At 44.1% G+C, this 15,458-nt stretch carries 18 protein-coding genes; 14 read left to right on the forward strand and 4 right to left on the reverse strand.

Going from position 1 to position 15,458, the window contains the following annotated elements:
- The first annotated feature begins 24 nt into the window (after positions 1–24).
- From ACTS60_RS02075 to arsJ, 5 genes are all read left to right on the forward strand, one after another.
- A complete protein-coding gene (locus ACTS60_RS02075) occupies positions 25–1,248 on the forward strand; it encodes an EAL and HDOD domain-containing protein (RefSeq protein ID WP_440886939.1) in 1,224 nt (407 codons plus the stop codon).
- Positions 1,249–1,350: 102 nt separating this feature from the next.
- A complete protein-coding gene (locus ACTS60_RS02080) occupies positions 1,351–1,686 on the forward strand; it encodes a metalloregulator ArsR/SmtB family transcription factor (protein WP_440886940.1) in 336 nt (111 codons plus the stop codon).
- Positions 1,687–1,727: 41 nt separating this feature from the next.
- Positions 1,728–2,729, forward strand: coding sequence for an ArsJ-associated glyceraldehyde-3-phosphate dehydrogenase (locus ACTS60_RS02085; RefSeq protein ID WP_440886941.1), 1,002 nt, complete (start codon positions 1,728–1,730; stop codon positions 2,727–2,729).
- Positions 2,730–2,740: 11 nt separating this feature from the next.
- Entirely contained in the window at positions 2,741–3,235 is a 495-nt protein-coding gene (locus tag ACTS60_RS02090; protein WP_440886942.1) for a cyclin-dependent kinase inhibitor 3 family protein, read from the forward strand.
- Between the two features lie 258 nt (positions 3,236–3,493).
- The gene (arsJ, locus tag ACTS60_RS02095; RefSeq protein ID WP_440886943.1) at positions 3,494–4,711 is read left to right on the forward strand and encodes an organoarsenical effux MFS transporter ArsJ; all 1,218 of its coding nucleotides are present in this window, start codon (positions 3,494–3,496) and stop codon (positions 4,709–4,711) included.
- An 89-nt stretch (positions 4,712–4,800) separates the two neighbouring features.
- Here arsJ and ACTS60_RS02100 read toward each other — a convergent pair whose 3' ends face one another.
- Positions 4,801–5,181, reverse strand: coding sequence for a cystatin domain-containing protein (locus ACTS60_RS02100; protein ID WP_440886944.1), 381 nt, complete (start codon positions 5,179–5,181; stop codon positions 4,801–4,803).
- A gap of 249 nt (positions 5,182–5,430) precedes the next feature.
- Between ACTS60_RS02100 and ACTS60_RS02105 the strand changes: the two genes are divergently transcribed.
- Positions 5,431–6,444 (forward strand): acyltransferase, encoded by a 1,014-nt coding sequence (locus ACTS60_RS02105; protein WP_440886945.1) that lies wholly within the window; start codon positions 5,431–5,433, stop codon positions 6,442–6,444.
- A gap of 1 nt (position 6,445) precedes the next feature.
- On the opposite strand, the gene ACTS60_RS02110 is transcribed toward ACTS60_RS02105, so the two are convergent.
- Positions 6,446–6,775: a DUF2500 domain-containing protein gene (locus ACTS60_RS02110; RefSeq protein WP_440886946.1), complete on the reverse strand. Its 330-nt coding sequence runs from the start codon at positions 6,773–6,775 to the stop codon at positions 6,446–6,448.
- 241 nt (positions 6,776–7,016) lie between these two features.
- Here ACTS60_RS02110 and ACTS60_RS02115 point away from each other — a divergent pair, with 241 nt between their 5' ends.
- From ACTS60_RS02115 to ACTS60_RS02130, 4 genes are all read left to right on the forward strand, one after another.
- Positions 7,017–7,382, forward strand: coding sequence for a DUF4145 domain-containing protein (locus ACTS60_RS02115; RefSeq protein WP_440886947.1), 366 nt, complete (start codon positions 7,017–7,019; stop codon positions 7,380–7,382).
- Between the two features lie 1,011 nt (positions 7,383–8,393).
- On the forward strand, positions 8,394–9,014 hold the full coding sequence (locus ACTS60_RS02120) for a lysoplasmalogenase (protein WP_440886948.1): 621 nt from the start codon (positions 8,394–8,396) through the stop codon (positions 9,012–9,014).
- 69 nt (positions 9,015–9,083) lie between these two features.
- On the forward strand, positions 9,084–9,305 hold the full coding sequence (locus ACTS60_RS02125) for a YecH family metal-binding protein (protein ID WP_440886949.1): 222 nt from the start codon (positions 9,084–9,086) through the stop codon (positions 9,303–9,305).
- A 112-nt stretch (positions 9,306–9,417) separates the two neighbouring features.
- Positions 9,418–10,002: a YhgN family NAAT transporter gene (locus tag ACTS60_RS02130; RefSeq protein ID WP_010444492.1), complete on the forward strand. Its 585-nt coding sequence runs from the start codon at positions 9,418–9,420 to the stop codon at positions 10,000–10,002.
- A gap of 66 nt (positions 10,003–10,068) precedes the next feature.
- Here ACTS60_RS02130 and ACTS60_RS02135 read toward each other — a convergent pair whose 3' ends face one another.
- Both ACTS60_RS02135 and rsmD read right to left on the reverse strand, forming a co-directional pair.
- Complete coding sequence (locus ACTS60_RS02135; RefSeq protein WP_440886950.1) at positions 10,069–10,335, reverse strand: DUF1145 domain-containing protein; 267 nt, start codon at positions 10,333–10,335, stop codon at positions 10,069–10,071.
- Positions 10,336–10,360: 25 nt separating this feature from the next.
- Complete coding sequence (gene rsmD / locus ACTS60_RS02140; protein ID WP_440886951.1) at positions 10,361–10,960, reverse strand: 16S rRNA (guanine(966)-N(2))-methyltransferase RsmD; 600 nt, start codon at positions 10,958–10,960, stop codon at positions 10,361–10,363.
- A 223-nt stretch (positions 10,961–11,183) separates the two neighbouring features.
- Here rsmD and ftsY point away from each other — a divergent pair, with 223 nt between their 5' ends.
- From ftsY to rpoH, 4 genes are all read left to right on the forward strand, one after another.
- Entirely contained in the window at positions 11,184–12,392 is a 1,209-nt protein-coding gene (gene ftsY / locus ACTS60_RS02145; protein WP_440886952.1) for a signal recognition particle-docking protein FtsY, read from the forward strand.
- A 22-nt stretch (positions 12,393–12,414) separates the two neighbouring features.
- Complete coding sequence (gene ftsE / locus ACTS60_RS02150; RefSeq protein ID WP_440886953.1) at positions 12,415–13,089, forward strand: cell division ATP-binding protein FtsE; 675 nt, start codon at positions 12,415–12,417, stop codon at positions 13,087–13,089.
- Complete coding sequence (gene ftsX / locus ACTS60_RS02155; protein WP_440886954.1) at positions 13,079–14,041, forward strand: permease-like cell division protein FtsX; 963 nt, start codon at positions 13,079–13,081, stop codon at positions 14,039–14,041. The genes ftsE and ftsX overlap by 11 nt, the downstream gene beginning before the upstream one ends.
- A 175-nt stretch (positions 14,042–14,216) precedes the next feature.
- Positions 14,217–15,074: an RNA polymerase sigma factor RpoH gene (rpoH, locus tag ACTS60_RS02160; protein ID WP_440886955.1), complete on the forward strand. Its 858-nt coding sequence runs from the start codon at positions 14,217–14,219 to the stop codon at positions 15,072–15,074.
- Positions 15,075–15,458: the final 384 nt, after the last annotated feature.

A 15,458-nucleotide genomic window follows, 5' to 3' on the forward strand; every position in this document is an offset into this window, starting at 1 on the left:
CTACCAGAAGAGTAATCCTTTAGCATGAATACTACGTATGTCGCTCGCCAGCCAATCTTTAATCGTAAAAGACAGACGCTGGGCTATGAATTGTTATTCCGTGATGGTGAGCGCAATGCTTACCCTGCTCATATAGATTCTAATCGAGCGACATATCGACTTATCGTCGAGAATTTTCTTTCTGTCGGCACTAACCCTGTTATTGCTTCGTCACGTTGCTTTATCAATTTTCCTCATCAAAGCTTGGTGCGCAGATTGCCTCGCAGCTTACCCAAAAACAAAATTGTTATTGAGGTGCTGGAGACATGCCGCCCAACTGATGACCTTCTAGATGCAATTCGAGAGTTCTATCGAGAAGGTTATTTAATTGCTCTAGATGACTTTACGTTAACTCAGGAGTGGCGCCGTTTTTTGCCTTATGTCCATATCGTGAAACTCGACATTATGGCGATGGGCTTAGATAAGGCATGTGAACTGGTTAAAAGTCATTTAGACAAAAGAGTGAAGTACCATTTCCTAGCCGAGCGAGTAGAAACGGAAGAAGAGTTTGAAGCGACCAAAGAGGCTGGTTTTAAGTTTTTCCAAGGGTACTTTTTTAGCCAACCTCTGATATCCCAAACTAAGTACGTCAGTCCTGAGCAGGTTCTTGCTCTGAAGCTGTTTCGTGAAGTGTGTGTACCTGATCCTGATTTCGATCGGATTGAAAGCATCATTACCCAAGATGTCGCGTTGTCGTACAAGTTGCTGCGCTTTGTAAATACGCAATCAAGTACTCTTGAAGTTGCTATCACTTCTTTTCGTCAAGCATTGATTTACTTAGGGCAAGAGAAGCTCAAGATGTTTGTCTCGTTGGTGGTGGCATCTTATATCTCGAGCAATAAACCCAGAGAGTTGTACAATCTATCTTTACAACGTGCGCAGTTTTGTCAGTTGATGTCTAGCTATCAGCCATTCTCGAACCTCAATGAGCAAGGTTTTATGGTCGGGTTGTTATCGATCCTTGATGCCATGCTCGATTTATCAGTCGATTCTCTTGTAGAGCAGTTACCACTTAGCCCTGCTTTAAAACAAGCGCTTTTGCATCGCGAAGGCGCTTATGGAGCACTCATTGCCCTAGAAGAGTGTTACGAACGTGCTGACTGGAATGGGGTGGAAAAGTTCTCCCAACTGCTTGGTCTTTCTTTTGATGATGTTAAATCTCAGCTTGGTGAAGCAGTGCGCTTGAGCCAGACCTTCGTTGGTGCATAGTCCGATCAAATATTAAACTTTTATTACAGTTGAGCGCGATCGCTTGACGCCTTCCCAGTTTTAAATAAGCATATACGCATATCCATATATAGGTATGTAACAATGCTTCCGCATCAATTCTTCAAACTTCTTTCCGATGAGACTCGTGTGCGCTGCTTAATGCTTGTTGTGCGCGAAGGGGAAACGTGTGTTGGTGATCTAACCTATGCGCTACAAGAAAGCCAGCCCAAGGTTTCACGTCATCTAGCACAGCTAAGATCAAATGGCATTCTAATAGACAGACGTCAAGGTCAGTGGGTGTACTACCAGTTAGCGAATCAGTTACCAGGTTGGATGAGAAAATTGATTGATGACCTAGTTTCCTCTAACTGTTTGAAGCAAGAATACCAACAAGATATCTCACGTTTACGTGATAAGAATCGTACTGCTTGCTGTTAGTAGCAAGACGCATTAATGAAAAGACTTAAAGGTAGAAGATTATGGCGATTAAAGTAGGTATTAACGGTTTCGGGCGAATAGGCCGCTTGGCATTGCGTGCGGCATTTGATTGGCCTGAGCTAGAGTTCGTACACATCAATGACGTCGCGGGTGATGCAGCAACGCTCGGTCACTTACTTGAATTCGATTCAGTTCAGGGTCGTTGGAACCACGAGGTGCAGGTAGAAGGCACGGATATGGTGATCAACGGTAAACGCATCACGACTTCACAAGAACGTGATATCGACGCTGTGAACTGGGAGCTGTGTGATGTTGTGATTGAAGCTACGGGCGTTCATCGCAGTACTTCTTTCCTAAACCAATACCTAGAACAAGGCGTAAAACGTGTTGTTGTTAGCGCACCTGTGAAAGAAGACGGCGTCGCAAACATCGTAGTCGGTGTGAATGACCACATCTTCGATCCAGCGCAGCACCGCATCGTAACTGCAGCGTCTTGTACTACCAACTGTATTGCCCCAGTGGTGAAAGTGATTCACGAGAAACTGGGTATCGAACAATCGTCATTCACGACGATTCACGACTTAACCAATACACAAACCATTTTGGATGCGCCGCACAAAGATCTACGTCGTGCACGTGCATGTGGCATGAGTCTAATCCCAACCACAACGGGCAGTGCGACTGCAATTGTAGAAATTTTCCCAGATCTAAAAGACAAGATTAATGGTCACGCGGTTCGTGTCCCTCTAGCAAATGCGTCGCTGACAGACATTATTTTCGATGTGAAACGTGATACTACGGCTGAAGAGGTTAACGCACTACTCAAAGAAGCCTCTGAAGGCGAGCTAAAAGGCATCCTTGGCTTCGAAGAGCGTCCATTGGTTTCTATCGATTACAAAGGCGACCAACGTTCAACTATCGTCGATGCGCAATCAACCATGGTTGTCGGCTCTCGCATGGTGAAGATTTACGCTTGGTATGATAACGAAATGGGCTACGCGACGCGTACTGCGGAATTGGTTCGTAACGTTGGTATGGCATAAGGAGTTTTAAAATGTCTCATCCTACATGGCAATTAGATTTAGAAACGGGCGCGTTGGTACTGACTCCGTGTCCTGGTACCAAAGGTGTTGAGCTGCAAGCTTCTTTAGAGCAGCTAAAACAGCAAGGTGTCGAAGCGATTGTTACCGCTCTTGATGACACTGAATTGGCAACAAAAGACGTGTCGGCGTTGGGCGAATTGACTCAACAGTTGGGTATGAAATGGTTCCAAATTGAAATTGAAGACGATTGCGCACCGAACGAAGATTTCGCTGCAAAATGGCAGCAAGCAAGCCCTGAGTTGCATGCGATTCTTGCGCGAGGTGGCAAGGTTGCAATGCACTGTATGGGTGGCTCTGGTCGTACAGGTTTGTTTGCTGCGCACCTACTGCTAGAGAAAGATTGGGCGCTAGAAGACATCGTACGTGAAGTGCAAGCTTTGCGTCCTGGTGCCTTCACCAAGCCAGTACAAGTTGAGTACATCGAGCGTGTAGCTCAAGACACCTGATCAGCTTATAGAGCTTTTGGAACATCATAATCCAAAAGCTCTCTTTATGCCGTAGTGGCTTACCAATTTATGTGATTCTTGTTTATTGATTTTGTATTTAAATTATTGTTTATAAATGAATAATGTTTGAATGCTTCATCAATTCTTGTTTCACAATTTAGTGCCAGTATTGAGATGGCTCAATGCTGGTGTTCAGGTCATAGAGCATTTGGAACGCCATGATCTAAATGCCCTAAACGCTGTACATCTGAGGTCGTTATGATTTCAAAACTAAGCAAAAGTATCCGTCAGTATATGCTGGTGACGTTCAACTATTGGAACTTCACCGTGACGGATGGTGCACTCCGTATGCTGGTGGTGCTTTACTTCCATGACTTAGGCTACTCAAGCTTAGCCATTGCTTCGCTGTTCCTTTTCTATGAATTTTTTGGCGTAGTGACCAACTTGGTTGGTGGCTGGCTAGGTGCTCGACTTGGTTTGAACAAAACCATGAACGTCGGCTTAGGGATGCAGATTTTTGCCTTGCTGATGTTGGCAGTGCCCAATGCTTGGTTGACCATCCCTTGGGTAATGGCGGCGCAGGCAATTTCGGGTATTGCCAAAGACTTAAATAAGATGAGTGCCAAGAGCGCGATCAAAACTTTGGTGCCAGACGAGCAGCAAGGTGCACTTTATAAGTGGGTTGCGATCTTAACGGGCTCGAAGAATGCGCTGAAAGGTGCGGGTTTCTTCGTTGGTGGTTTGCTGCTATCGGCGTTTGGCTTCCAAACTTCGATGGTCATCATGGCAAGTGTGTTGGCTGTTGTGTTTGTATGCAGCTTGATCTGGCTAGAAGCGGATATGGGTAAGGCGAAGAGCAAACCTAAGTTCCGTCAAATTTTCTCCAAGTCAGAATCGGTGAACATTCTTTCCGCTGCTCGTATGTTCCTATTTGGCGCGCGTGATGTGTGGTTTGTTGTTGCACTGCCAATTTATCTTGGCAGCGTGTTTGGTTGGGATCACCTGATGGTGGGCGGCTTCCTTGCGGCTTGGGTGATTGCTTACGGATTCGTTCAAGGTTTTGCGCCTCGTATTACCGGTAAAGCGCAAGGTCGAGTGCCAGATGGCAGTGCGGCGTTAATTTGGGCAGGTATCCTTGCTGTTATCACTGGCGCAATTGCTTACGGCGTGCAAGTCGGTTGGCAACCAGAGCTGGTCATTGTGGTGGGTTTGATGATTTTTGGCGCTGTGTTTGCGGTGAATTCATCTTTGCACTCTTACCTGATCGTTAGTTATGCGAAAGGCGACGGAGTATCACTGGATGTCGGCTTCTACTATATGGCGAATGCGATGGGACGTTTGATCGGTACGGTTCTATCCGGTTGGATTTACCAAGAAGCGGGTTTAGCGGCGTGTCTGTGGGTCTCTTTTGCTTTCTTAGCGCTAACGACGGTCATCTCTATCAAACTACCAAAAGCCAAAGTGGCGACGGCTTAAATCGATTTACGATTCAGAATAAAAAATGGCTCCGCTTTGGGAGCCATTTTTGTTTTTACGATTCAGTATCATAAATCAGCAAGTCTTGCTTATGGGCAAATGCGGCCTTGTTGTGCTGGCTGCGTCATTTCCATATCACCTTTCAGTGAGCGGTAAACGATGGTGTTCCAAACTTCACCATTGTCCATTTCGAATTCAATCGCGTAGTTAATGCCATTTACCACCTGAGTATGTACGCTCAAGATTTTGGTTAGCTTAGCTGCAGTGTTCATTTGGCCCAGTACAAAATCGAGCGCTTGCTGAGCCTCTGGTGTTACTTCACCTTGAGACCAACCGCCAGCAAGGTTTTCAGCGTTGCAGATAGGGTTCGCTTCCGGTTGCGATTGTGTTGGTGCCACGGTCTCTTCCTTTTGATTACATCCAGCTAAAGCCACTACACAAATCAGTGACGCTAATAATGTTTTCTTCATAAAGACCTCTCTTAATAATCTAATTGGCATCCTAAAGGAATAAAGAAATTAAAGCTGTTTCATATCCGAGAAAGCTTAGGGTTACCGAATTCACTTCGCAATAGATGTTGGAGCGATTTATTTTGCAGGTGAATGATGTTCTAGCGTCATTGTAGGGTTAAAAATAAGCAAAAACAGATTGTTAACTATTTCACTGGATGAAAATTGCCCTATGCTATAGACGTGAAGTTACGCAAATTAGGAAAGGGTATGAGAGAAAGGGTTCTGTTTTTCGACTTATTACGTTGTGTGGCGGCGGTAGCAGTGATCGCCATCCATGTGTTGGCACCATATCGTAATGAGTTGGGCGTGATTCCATTTGACCAATGGTTAACAGCGGTGGGTGTAAACAGCGTGACCCGTTGGGCTGTACCCGTTTTTATTTTGATCACCGGTGCATTGATGCTCAGCGATACGCGTCCTTTTGATGCCAAGTACTACGTCAAACGGCGCTTGGGTAAGGTATTAGTCCCTTTTCTTATTTGGTCGATGTTTTATGCGTATTTGTCAGGTTGGACAGCACAGGGGTTTGATTTTGCGACGGTAAAAGAAGTCATCAGCAATAGTCCGCACCATGCGACTTACTATCACCTCGGATTTTTCTATTATTTCATTCCGCTTTACTTTGTGATTCCGCTGTTCCAATGGATGGTGCGCAGTGTCGACGATAATGTTTTATACACCTTTTTAGCATTTTGGTTGTTCACCAGTACCTTATTCCTGTTCAAAATTGATGGGCCATGGAGTAATCAATACTGGCTTTATATGGGGTATTTACCACTCGGTTATGTGCTGTTTAAGAAAGTCCCTCTCAATCGTTCTGTTGTCACGGCGTTTACCGCCTTTGGGCTAGTGGCATTAGCGGTGACTTTTACCATGGTTGTGACTAATAGCTTAGAGGCGGAAAAATACACAGTGGGACGTTGGCTCTCATACAAAACACTGAATGTGATTTTAGCGGCGTCGATGATCTTTATGCTGTGTCGCTACTTTGGAGAGGGTTTAACTCCAAAAGCACAAAAAGTGGTGAGTGTTATTAGCCAACACAGTTTAGGAATATACCTTCTTCACCCTATCTTCCTGTGGCCGATGAAAGCATTTGGCTGGTATCAAGGTCACCCTGTGTGGGTGATTCCGGTGTGGATTGTATTGAGTGGTGCCGGAGCCTTGGCGATGAGCTACGTGTTCTCTAAGTCCGCCAAGACTCGTTGGTTACTGCCGTAGGTTAGCGTTTTAGGGCGAAGTGTAAGAACTTGTCGCCACAGTAAGTCAGTGTGCCTTTATCACCCGGATTCAGGGCGTGGTAGTAGTGCACACCGATTTGAAACTCGCGTTTTGGCCCAATCGAGCCGCGTTGTACATAAATCCAATATTCTTGGTCGTCTTGACCAGGCTCTGCTTCCGGCACTTCAATTGCTTGTTTGTCTAAAATGGTGACTTGCGCACTTTGTTCTGGTGCATCTTCACCAAAGTAATGCTTGCTGTAAAAGCGGAAAAATACCCATGCACCAAGTGCAATCAGGGCGAATAGAGCCAAAATAAGTGAGATTGGCATGATAACCTCCAATGTTTCATTGGTGCCTATTTTACAGAACTCCCCGATTAAACTATGAGTTGAGATAAATTATTCGTGATCTAGTAAAAGTGTCGTAGATTTTATTCGGCGCACTTCACGTTTTATATGCGTTCAAGAGCACAATTTAAAAGGAAATTTGCACCTTTTGGCTCGAAAAAGTTCTAAATTTATAGAAGAATGAGATGAAAGACAAAGGAATGGTCAAGTAAGGAGGGTTGCGATGTCAGATATTGAGAAAGTAGTCATGCGTACCCGAACTATCGAAAAACTTCTGCGTACCCAATACCACGCAGAAGGGAAGGGGTTGCATCAATTGATCAGCAGCTGTGAAGAGCGTTTACCACATGACGTTATAGCGAAATTGCGTTTTATCGCAACCGTGCGCAATAAGATTGTTCACGAAGAAGGCTATAAGTTGGATGACAGAAAAGGCTTTATGGCGGCATGTGATGCATGCGAAAAGGAACTTACACCAAGAAGTTCTCGTTTTATTTGGCGAGCGGCTATTTTGTTAATGGCCTTGATTACGCTTGCTGCTCTTGGTTTCTATTACATGCATTGGGACATTCTAGTTAAGCACTTGTAGACAATGAAATTTGAATAATAAAAAAGGGACGCGAAAGCGTCCCTTTTTTATTTTAAACAGTAACTTAGTACATCATTGGCAGTGTCATTAAACCAACAACCACTGCAATCATTACCAGCCCTTGTTTTTGAGAAGAAGAAATCATAACACTACCCCTAAAATCATTGATGAACTCGATGTAAATAATATAGCACTGTTTTTGGCCTTTGATCAACTTCAAAGCGCAAAACTTTTCAAAACTAACACTAAACTTCCTTTTATTTACCCTAATTTGACTAATAAAACTGTGTTTTTTGTGCTGTTGCTAAAGTGTGCGACTTGTCGTTTTATTCCTCTTTATCATTTTAAGTATATGATTTTTATGTGTTAAATATAATTAATTGAATGGTGTTATAGTGTTTATTGTCTCAGTTATATGTTTGGTGATCTATTTTTGATGAATTTCTCAAAAGTTGAGAAAAATCTATTTAATGCTGTCTGGAATGGTTTGAATAAGGTTTTTCCAAGGGCATATTTTCCTATCTGATGAGAAAGTCTCGGCTTCAAAAGGGGTAGGTATAATCTTGATTAGCAATGGTTAGTTTTTATCGACTTATCTCCTTTATGTTTAGTTATATCAGTCGCTTATGTGTTTTTGTTTGAATTTTTAATCTACCAAATTACTGGGCTGGTAGCGGTTTGTTCTGTAGAGGTTAGGTGGTTTTGTCCTTCTCGGTGAGCAGAGGTGATGGATTTTAGTTTTGTGTTGCTTATTTGCGCATGATGCTCGAATGGTGAGCAAACTGACGGTTTATTTTCCAAAGAATTGTTGATGACGTTCTGAAAAATCGAGAAATGACGCGGCTTGTCTGTGCTGATGATTGACTGAATACAACACTCGCTTGAGTGAGTCAGTTGTGATTACGAAATGTTTTGATTCGCTAGCGAGATCCAACTTTCACCTATTGCACCTTTACATCAAGATTGGTCTACCTAGACTAGCGGCGAGGTAGAGTGAAAGGTGTAGAGATCATGTGGAGTTGGTTAGCGATAGGGCTATCTGGGATGTATTCCGTATTAGGGGCAAAGCAAGACAGCCCAACACAATCTCTGGTATTTAAAGTCTTCACTTTACTGTTATTAGCCACACTTGCGCTAACTGAAGGGGAACCAGCTCCCCACACGTATTGGATTGTGGGTGGCCTGCTGGTGTCTATGTTTGCCGATACACTTCATTCATTTAAATCTCGCAAGCCGATCTATTTTGCTGGCTACTTGCTTGCGCAAATATGCTATAGCAAGTCATTTTGGATCCAGCTAAACGGCGAGATAGTTTGGTGGCTGTTAGCCTTGCTTCTGGCTGCTAGTGTTGTCGCTTTCTTTCTATTACTCCCGCAACTCGACTCTTTAGTTTTCCCTGTGGTAATTATGGGCATTATGTTGGTGCAGTTGGCTTGGGCAGCCGGAGAAGTGTGGTTGCAATCTCCGACGTTAGCGACAGCACTTGGCTTCAGTGGCACCTTGCTCTTGATCTATTCTGCCCTTGCTTATGCTATTCATGGTTATCGAAAGCCAATGAAGCATGCCTATGCGTGGGTTACTGGTAGCTATTTTCTTGCCCACGCTTTAATTGTTGCTTCTATCATTTACTAACGCAGGTCAAAGTAATAGCTCCTGTTTTAGTTAAACTGCTCTGACTAACTTTGATGATTGGGATTGATGATGACTGAAATTCATGCTCATAACTTACTTAACCTACTTCGTGAAACCCCTATGAATCGTGATGAGCTTGCTGCTCATTTCGGTGCTGAGGCACGCTTTCATACCTGTAAGCTGAATGATCTAGACTTAGATGCATTGTTAGAGTTTTTGCTAAACCGCGAAAAAGTACGCGAACTGGAAGGTAAGTTTGTGGTTAATATGGCGCGCATTTGCAATCACTAAGCAGCAGCTAAACGTTGTTCTTTGAAGGCGGAAAATTCATTTCGCCTTCAAGCATATAATCACGTATTCACTTTGATATACTGGCCGCCAATTTTCCTGTTGAGGTCAGAACATGGACATTCTTTCTGCAGCGACCATGCTGTTTCTTATTATGGATCCACTCGGCAATCTGCCGATTGTGCTATCGATTCTCAAACATCTAGATGCCAAGCGTCGCCGTAAAGTATTGATCCGTGAATTGCTGTTTGCTTTGATGATCCTGATGCTGTTCCTCTTCGCAGGCCGAAGCATAATGAGCTTCCTTCATGTTCAGCCGGAAACCTTAAGCATTTCTGGTGGTATTATTCTGTTTATCATCGCGATTAAGATGATTTTCCCAAGTGCTGGCAGCATTACAGGACTGGCTGCAGGTGAAGAGCCGTTCATTGTACCAATGGCGATTCCGATGATTGCGGGGCCTTCGGTGATTGCAGCGCTGCTTTTACTTTCTTCTCAGCATCCCGATAAGATTATGGAACTGTCTGCCGCCGTATTAATTGCTTGGGGCGCGACTTTCTTTATTTTGATGTTCTACAGCTTCTTCCACCGCATCCTAGGAGAGCGTGGCTTGAAAGCAGTTGAGCGTTTGATGGGATTACTCTTGGTGATGATATCGACCCAAATGTTCCTTGATGGCGTGAAGAGCTACATGGGCTAAATTCTTGATCGTCGAATGAATACAAAAAAGCCGCTCTTGTGAGCGGCTTTTGTTTATCTGAGGTTTTTACATCATGTGCTTGCGACGGATGTCGAGCAGAGCAAAGATACCAAAAATCAAAATCGAGTATTTCTCCCAACTGCTCATCTTAATTTTGTCACCAAATGCACCGATGAAGATCGCCATTTGCAATCCGTGCATGATGAACAAAAATGCCGCCATGATATACAACGCAATGGCCGCTTTGCCTGGAAAGGGCATAAAGAAGTTGAGGATTAATATAAACCAGACAAAGGCGATGGCTGCTTTAGCCAGTATCAATAATGCTTTCATTTAACTATCCTTTTAAATTGAGGCTTTAAGCTGGGGCGCGTTCATACAAGCGGTAACTGACTTGGCCTGCAGTTTTCTCACGGTGCAGGCGCCAGCTTTCTGGAAGCCCTGCAATGTTTAGTTCTTTTTCAGTTTCAATATAAATCATCGCATCTTCAGCCAGCCAGCCGTTTTGCTCAAGCAAGGTCACGGTTTCATCCAATAAACCTTTGCGAAATGGTGGATCGATGAATACTACGTGATGTGGTGTACCTGGTTGTTTTAAAAAACTTAACGCATCGGTGTTCACTACTTGAATATTGTTAGTCTTCAATGACGCAATGTTCTTCTGTAGCTGCTGAAATGCTTGAGGATTTAGCTCTACCATGGTGACAAGCTCTGCTTGGCGAGAAGCAGCTTCAAAGCCCAAACCGCCGGAGCCAGCAAATAAGTCGAGGCATTTGGCTTGCGGCACATCTTGAGCTAACCAGTTAAATAGGGTTTCTTTTACGCGATCCGTGGTTGGGCGCAAACCTTCAGCGTCATGAACAGGTAGCTTTCTGCCTCTCCATAAACCACTAATAATGCGAACAAAGCCCGTTGTTGGCTTTTTTTGTGATGAGTTTTGCTGGCGACGTCTTACCATAGATTTTTTGACCGCTAATAAAGTGATACTATATCCAATCGCCCAAGCTTTGAGCTTGGATACAGCCCAGAATATTCAAGATGACAGAGTGTAACACTAATAAGATTAGATTCACCTAATTGGAAAGTTTTCACAACTTTGTCATTCGCCTTTTCTGTAAAGATAATATTCTTGTCAGAAAAGAGTCATTAATAGATAAGAGAACAATCTAGGATAGCCCCAGATGACGGAAAAAAAGAAGCGCGGATTACTTTCGTGGCTAGGTTTTGGTGATGAAGAGCAAAGCCAAAAACCGACAACTGAAGAATCAGTAAAAGAAGAAGCAGTGGAAGCACCTGCTGCTGAGCAACAGCCAACAGAAGATGTTGCCGAGTCAGCAGAAGATAAAACTAAAGTTGAAGAAGAGTCGGAAAAGGCTGAGCCTGTCCTAGCAGAAGCAGAAGCAGAAGCAGAAGCAGAAGAGCCACAAGCTCCAGTTGCTCCTCGTGTTCAAGAACAAGAAAAACCAACCGAAAGCTTCTTTGCTCGCCTTAAGCGCAGCCTAAGCCGAACAAAAGCAAACATTGGTGCAGGCTTCTTTGGCTTGTTTAGCGGCAAAAAGATCGATGAAGACCTTTTTGAAGAGCTAGAAGAACAACTGTTGATTGCCGATGTGGGGATGAATACCACCACAAAAATCATCAATAACCTGACCGAGAAAGCTTCCCGCGGTGATCTGAAAGATGGTGAAGCACTATACGGCCTATTAAAAGAAGAGATGGCGGAAATCTTAGCGAAAGTAGAGCAACCACTTGAAATCGATAGCAGCAAAACGCCTTACGTTATCTTAATGGTAGGTGTGAACGGCGTTGGTAAAACAACCACAATTGGTAAGCTAGCGAAGCAATTCCAAAATCAAGGCAAGAAAGTCATGCTCGCTGCAGGTGATACCTTCCGTGCTGCGGCGGTTGAACAGCTACAAGTATGGGGCGAACGTAACAACGTTCCAGTCATTGCCCAGCACACTGGCGCGGATAGTGCGTCTGTTATCTATGATGCGATTGAAGCAGCAAAAGCGCGTGGCGTGGATGTCGTTATTGCTGATACAGCAGGTCGCCTACAAAACAAAGCTAACTTAATGGAAGAGCTGCGCAAGATTGTACGCGTGATGAAGAAGATTGATGACTCTGCACCACATGAGATCATGCTGACGCTAGACGCAGGTACCGGTCAAAATGCCATTAGCCAAGCGAAACTTTTCAGTGATGTTGCTCCTCTAACCGGGATCACATTGACTAAGCTAGATGGTACAGCGAAAGGTGGTGTTATTTTCGCTATTGCTGATCAGTTCGAAATTCCAATTCGATACATTGGTGTTGGTGAAGGTATCGAAGACTTGCGTCCTTTCGAAACTCAAGAGTTCATCGACGCTCTGTTTAGCCGTGAAGAGTAATTAGAGTTAGAGGTAATCAACGGTGATCAAATTTCAGCAAGTGAGCAAAGCATATCGAGGTGGTCGACAAGCCTTACAGAAGGTCGATTTTCACCTTAGGCGCGGAGAAATGGCGTTTTTGGGTGGTCACTCGGGTGCAGGTAAAAGTACTTTGTTGAAACTGATATGTGCGATAGAGCGTCCAACTGATGGAAAAATCCAATTTAATGGGCACGATATCACGTGTATTCCAAGTAAAGACATCCCTTTTTTACGTCGTAACATTGGGATTGTATTTCAGGATCACCGTTTATTGATGGACCGAAGCGTGTTCGACAATGTCGCGCTGCCGATGCGTATTGAGTCGATTTCTGAAAATGAAATCAAACGCCGAGTTTCAGCGGCATTGGATAAAACGGGTTTGCTTGATAAAGCCCGTTGTTTGCCAAGCCAGTTATCTGGTGGTGAGCAGCAGCGAGTGGGTATTGCTCGTGCTGTTGTAAACCGACCAACGTTATTGGTGGCGGATGAGCCGACGGGTAATTTAGACCCAGAGCTGTCTAGTCGAGTTATTCGGCTGTTTGAAGAATTTAACCGTGCTGGCGTAACGATTCTCCTTGCGACGCACGATATCGGGTTAGTGAATACTCGCCCTCAATATCGCCATTTCGAATTGAACCAAGGCTTCCTTAGTGAGGTAGAAGACTATGGTAGGTAATAAACGCACCCATAAGAAAGGGCGTAATACCGGTCGTGCAAATACCGATGGGTTTTTCTCTGTCCATGCAAAGCAAGCGAAAGCGTCTTTTCGTGCGTTATGGCGACGCCCGTTAGGCAATATCCTCACTCTTGCTGTGATTTCAATGGCACTTTCTATGCCGGCATGTTTGTATCTATTGGGTAAAAATGTGGCGGGAGCTGCTGAAGATGTCGCGTCACCATCGCAAGTTAGTGCTTACTTAGCTGAAGGGATGCCAGATGCTAGAGTGATGGTATTGAAAGATCAGATAGAAACTTGGCCTTTGGTTAAAGAAGTAGAATATATTTCACCGCAACAAGGTCTAGCTGATTTAAGCCAATACGCAGGCTTTGACCAAGCATTGAGCCTGTTGAGTGGTTACGCCTTACCAGGCGTGTTGGTTATTACCCCAGATTCAGAGTTAAAAAGTGATATCAAAGCGTTAGCGAAGGATGTCCGTCAACAGCAAGATGTCACTGATGTTAGGCTTGATGAAGATTGGTTGACTCGCCTCGATGCGATTAAAACCCTTGCTGGCATTATTGTCATCACCCTGACAATACTGATGCTAGGTGCTGTATTTTTAATCGTCGGTAATACATTGCGTTTTAATGTACTGGCGAATAAAGAAGAGATTCAAACCATGAAACTGATCGGTGCGACCGACAGTTTTATTCTTCGTCCCTACCTCTATACAGGCATGTGGTTCGGAGTACTAGGCGCAGCAATAGCATGGTTGGTTACTGCATTAGTTACAGTGGTAATGAATAGTGCGGTAGAGGATTTAGCAGCGCTGTACGATAGTCAGTTCCGTTTGATTGGCTTGAGCTGGGATGAATCTCTGTTATTGATCATCACTGGCAGTTTATTGGGTTGTATTGCCGCACGAGTATCCGCGCAGCGACACCTAAAAGAAATTGAACCAGTTTAGGTGATAAAGGTCTTATACTTGGAATTTATTAGCACAAGCTAATTTTTCTCTCTTGTTTAGACGATTTGTTTATGGATAATTGCTCACCCTTCTTGCAACTTGTTCACTTTGAGTTCAAGATGGCGAAGCTAAATTGCAATGTATTGCTCCAGATCAGAGATTGATGAGGAATTGAATGTCAAACGAAGCGTATCCGATGGCCCTAGTCACGCAAGATAGCCTTGATAGCTATATCCGTTCTGTAAACAGCTACCCAATGCTGACACCAGAAGAAGAGCGAGGACTGGCAGAAAGATTACACTACAACGGTGAGATTGATGCGGCGAAAGGCCTGATCTTGTCACACCTACGATTTGTTGTTCACGTTGCTCGTGGCTACTCAGGCTACGGCTTGCCAATGGCAGACCTAGTTCAAGAGGGCAACATCGGTCTGATGAAAGCGGTTAAGCGTTTCAACCCAGAAGTGGGTGTTCGTTTGGTGTCTTTTGCTGTTCACTGGATCAAAGCTGAAATTCACGAGTACGTATTACGCAACTGGCGTATCGTGAAGATTGCGACTACCAAAGCACAACGCAAACTGTTCTTTAACCTACGTAAGTCGAAAAAGCGCCTAGGTTGGTTCAACAACGGTGAAGTAGAAACCGTTGCTCGCGAGCTGGGGGTAGAGCCTTCAGAAGTCCGTGAGATGGAATCTCGTTTGGCTGCAATAGATTCAACGTTCGATATGCCAACAGATGAAGACGACAGCTCAAATTCATATACAGCTCCAATGCTGTATTTAGAAGATAAGTCGTCAGATGTCGCGGATAATGTTGAAGCGGCAAACTGGGAAACTCATACGAACAATCGCCTGAGTCATGCGTTAGCAAGTCTAGATGAGCGTAGTCAGCGTATCGTAAGCTCGCGTTGGTTAGACGATGAAAAAGCAACGCTGCAAGATTTAGCTGATGAGTTTGGTGTTTCTGCTGAACGTATCCGTCAACTAGAAAAGAATGCGATGAAGAAGCTGAAACTTGCGGTAGGTGAGTTCTAGCTTCCGCTTCGAATACAAAGTAAGATTTTCATAGAAAGCCGAGATCATGTGATCTCGGCTTTTTTATTGTCGATCCAAAATGGATGGAGTTTGCGATCCATTTTATCTGTGCTACCTGTGTATAAGTCTGTGAAGTAATTATTCATCAACTGTTCGAAAGCCGGACAAAATAAGGCTTTATCGCCGTTTTTGTTTTGGGGATAGTTGTGAATATACACACAGTTAGATCAAGATCATCACTACATATTGTGGATCAAAAGATCCAAATGCACTTTATCAACGCAATTCACAGATTTATCCACAAATGGTGGGAATGTGAACAGTTTTCAATGCCCCGACTATCTCTGTGGCTAAGTTTAGCTTTGGATAGGTTACAATGACGTC

Source organism: Vibrio sp. WZ-1 (assembly GCF_052037695.1).
Lineage (GTDB): Bacteria > Pseudomonadota > Gammaproteobacteria > Enterobacterales > Vibrionaceae > Vibrio.

What these genes read in the sequence shown, in the direction of transcription:
- ACTS60_RS02075 (WP_440886939.1), top strand. Translation starts at nt 25, where the DNA reads ATGAATACTACGTATGTCGCTCGCCAGCCAATCTTTAATCGTAAAAGA.
- ACTS60_RS02080 (WP_440886940.1), top strand. Translation starts at nt 1,351, where the DNA reads ATGCTTCCGCATCAATTCTTCAAACTTCTTTCCGATGAGACTCGTGTG.
- ACTS60_RS02085 (WP_440886941.1), top strand. Translation starts at nt 1,728, where the DNA reads ATGGCGATTAAAGTAGGTATTAACGGTTTCGGGCGAATAGGCCGCTTG.
- ACTS60_RS02090 (WP_440886942.1), top strand. Translation starts at nt 2,741, where the DNA reads ATGTCTCATCCTACATGGCAATTAGATTTAGAAACGGGCGCGTTGGTA.
- arsJ (WP_440886943.1), top strand. Translation starts at nt 3,494, where the DNA reads ATGATTTCAAAACTAAGCAAAAGTATCCGTCAGTATATGCTGGTGACG.
- ACTS60_RS02100 (WP_440886944.1), bottom strand. Translation starts at nt 5,181, where the DNA reads ATGAAGAAAACATTATTAGCGTCACTGATTTGTGTAGTGGCTTTAGCT.
- ACTS60_RS02105 (WP_440886945.1), top strand. Translation starts at nt 5,431, where the DNA reads ATGAGAGAAAGGGTTCTGTTTTTCGACTTATTACGTTGTGTGGCGGCG.
- ACTS60_RS02110 (WP_440886946.1), bottom strand. Translation starts at nt 6,775, where the DNA reads ATGCCAATCTCACTTATTTTGGCTCTATTCGCCCTGATTGCACTTGGT.
- ACTS60_RS02115 (WP_440886947.1), top strand. Translation starts at nt 7,017, where the DNA reads ATGTCAGATATTGAGAAAGTAGTCATGCGTACCCGAACTATCGAAAAA.
- ACTS60_RS02120 (WP_440886948.1), top strand. Translation starts at nt 8,394, where the DNA reads ATGTGGAGTTGGTTAGCGATAGGGCTATCTGGGATGTATTCCGTATTA.
- ACTS60_RS02125 (WP_440886949.1), top strand. Translation starts at nt 9,084, where the DNA reads ATGACTGAAATTCATGCTCATAACTTACTTAACCTACTTCGTGAAACC.
- ACTS60_RS02130 (WP_010444492.1), top strand. Translation starts at nt 9,418, where the DNA reads ATGGACATTCTTTCTGCAGCGACCATGCTGTTTCTTATTATGGATCCA.
- ACTS60_RS02135 (WP_440886950.1), bottom strand. Translation starts at nt 10,335, where the DNA reads ATGAAAGCATTATTGATACTGGCTAAAGCAGCCATCGCCTTTGTCTGG.
- rsmD (WP_440886951.1), bottom strand. Translation starts at nt 10,960, where the DNA reads ATGGTAAGACGTCGCCAGCAAAACTCATCACAAAAAAAGCCAACAACG.
- ftsY (WP_440886952.1), top strand. Translation starts at nt 11,184, where the DNA reads ATGACGGAAAAAAAGAAGCGCGGATTACTTTCGTGGCTAGGTTTTGGT.
- ftsX (WP_440886954.1), top strand. Translation starts at nt 13,079, where the DNA reads ATGGTAGGTAATAAACGCACCCATAAGAAAGGGCGTAATACCGGTCGT.
- rpoH (WP_440886955.1), top strand. Translation starts at nt 14,217, where the DNA reads ATGTCAAACGAAGCGTATCCGATGGCCCTAGTCACGCAAGATAGCCTT.